The sequence below is a fragment of the Frankia sp. Hr75.2 genome (assembly GCF_949319125.1).
In the GTDB taxonomy this organism is placed as follows: Bacteria; Actinomycetota; Actinomycetes; order Frankiales; family Frankiaceae; genus Parafrankia; species Parafrankia soli.
Genome location: NZ_CASGGV010000117.1, coordinates 1 through 2,522, shown reverse-complemented (window position 1 = coordinate 2,522; position 2,522 = coordinate 1). Strand labels below are relative to the sequence as shown.

Below are 2,522 nucleotides of genomic sequence, written 5' to 3'. Positions count from 1 at the left end.
TAGTGGCCAGCGTGTAACGGACCCGGTGGCCTTTCATCGCGGCTTCGGTGCCGAGTGCGATCAGCAGGTGGGACTTGCCGGTGCCGGAGTCCCCGATTAGGCAGAGCGGCTGACCTTTGGTCACCCACTCGCAGGAGGCGAGGGTGTGGATGACGGCGGCGTCGACCTGGGGGTTGGCGTCGAAGTCGAACTCGCGCAGCGACTTCTGTCGGGAAAAGAACGCGGCTTTGATCCGGCGGTCGGAGCGGCGCCGGGCCCGGTCGTCGCATTCGGCGAGCAGCAGCTCGGCGAGGAACCCGCGGTAGGTCATCTGTTCGCGGGCCGCAGTGTCGGCGATGTCGGTGAACTGGCGGCGGATCGTGGGCAGGCGCAGCATCCGGCATGCCTGGTCGACGGCTGCCTGGGCGGCCTGCTCGGTCATGCCGCGGGGGCGGGGCGCGGTCACGGCGTCTCCCTTCGAGTTATCCCGAGCGCTGTGCGCCGGGTGGGGTGTGGCGCAGAAGCTGGTCGTAGGCCGCCACTGACGGCAGCGGCCGGCGATCCGGGGGGAGGTGCATCAGGCGGCGTTCGGTCAGGAACGTCACCGTCGCCGCCGGCCCCGGGCTGAGCTTGTCCGGCGGGCCGGTGGGCTGAGCCCGGTCGGCTTCGGCGGCTTTGCGGGCCTCCAACGCGACCGCGTCGACGGTCAACGCGCCGGCGTGCAACGCCGCCGCGAGACCGGCGACAAGATGCTCATGGGCCAGGTGACGGCCCATCAGCAGCACCTCGATCAGCGCCCGGGTGCCATCCCGGTCGCCGTGGGCCCTGCGGGCCGCATCCCACCAGGCGTCGTGCACCGGGGTGAACTTCCCGGCCGCGCGGGCCTGTTCCAGTACCGTCGCCCCCGGCAGTGCACCCGGCTTGCGGAGGAGCAGTTCCAGGTAGTGGTCGAGATCGAGGCGGCTCTGTGCCTTGGCCAGTAGCCGTTCGTGGCGGGCGACCTCATCCCGCCCGTCGTAGACGATCAGTTCGGAGGCGTGCAGCATCACCCGGACCTGCCGGCCGATCAGCTTCGCAGGCACCGAGTAGCGGTTGGTCCGTACCGTGATCTGGCTGTAACGGTCCACCCGCACGGTCAGGAGCAGACCGGTCGGGAACGCTTCGTCCGGCACCGGCCGCAGCAGTGGGCGTTCGACGGCGAAATGCTCCCCGACGGTGCGCGGTCGGGCGCCGATCCGCCGGGCGTCGTCCGCCCGATCCCATTCATCGACCAGCCGGTTCATCTCGGCGAGACTGGCCACCTCGGGTACCGGGACGAGATGGTTGCGGCGAAACCAGCCGATATCCCCCTCGACACCGCCTTTTCATGGGCGCCGTCCTTCCCCGGCTGGCAGTAGAACGCTTCCAGCTCGTAGTGCGAGCGGAACGCTGTCCATCGGGTGGTCTCCACCCGGGCGCGGGTGAACCCCAGCACCTGCGCAACCGCGATCTTCAGGTTGTCGTAGCGGACCTTCCCGGTCGGCAACCCGCCGAGCACCTCGAAGGCGTGCACATGCCCCTCGAAGAACGCCTCCTGCCCACCCGAGGCGAAGATCCGATGGACCGCCTTCCCCGAGTAGGACAAGCGGAAAGAGAACAGGCAGCACTTCACCTGTTCACCGGCGAGTCGGATCGTGACGTCCCCGAAATCGACCTCCGCCTCCTCACCCGGCTGATGCGACTGCGGCACGAACCCCTTCTGCGGCCCACGGCCAGCCTGCGCCCAGATCTCCGGCCGCCGCCGCGCCACATAGGAACGCACCATCTGATACGAGATCCCGACCGCCTCATGCTCGCCCACAAGCCGGTTGAAGATCCGCGAAGAGGTGTGCCGCTGCTTGCGGGGCGCGTCCAGATCCACCCGCAACATCTCATCGATGACCGGTATGTACGGATCCAGACGCGTCGCGCGCCGGGGAAGCTTCTTGCGCTCCTGCGGCCACGCCGACGCCAACGCTGCGGCCACCGTCCGCCGACTCACCCGGTACTTCCGTTCGAGCACCCGCCCGGACATGCCCGCACGCGAATCACGCCAAATCGCCGCATATAGCGCGATCTTTTCCGGCTGGGATGCCACGAGCACCTCTCACAGCGAGTAGTGCCTTGATGCTCCCACCGGGTTCCGCCGCCCCAGATCCGAAGGACAGACAGGACCACGCCGATCCCGACCACAACCTGTCCCGGCACCCAGAGATGGCCTACCAGCGGCGACGAGCTCGGGCCCGGCAGCGAGCCGGGTGGTGCCCAAACTCATCGACACTTCCCGCCAGCGTCAAGATCGAATGGTGCCCGAACTCACCAACAAGTGGTGCCGGTTCTCGGCTGCGTAGCCACAAGGGCCGCATCCACGTCCGCCGCGCCCCGAACCGGCGCATCCTCATCCCCTGGAACCAGGACACCGAAGCCACTTGCCAAAAGATCATCTTGCACTCGCCACGCCTGACCCACACAGACAAAGCCGCATCAGGAGCAGCAGTATGAAGCCACCGTCTCGACGGTGAAGA

The 2,522-nt window shown here is 68.0% G+C and carries 1 protein-coding gene and 1 pseudogene; both read right to left on the bottom strand.

The window, feature by feature from the left end; genetic code table 11:
- On the bottom strand, window positions 1–445 hold a 445-nt coding region (locus AC559T_RS11275; protein WP_498868659.1), incomplete at its 3' end, for an ATP-binding protein.
- Between the two features lie 16 nt (window positions 446–461).
- Window positions 462–2,032: pseudogene (gene istA / locus AC559T_RS11270) on the bottom strand (IS21 family transposase).
- Window positions 2,033–2,522: the final 490 nt, after the last annotated feature.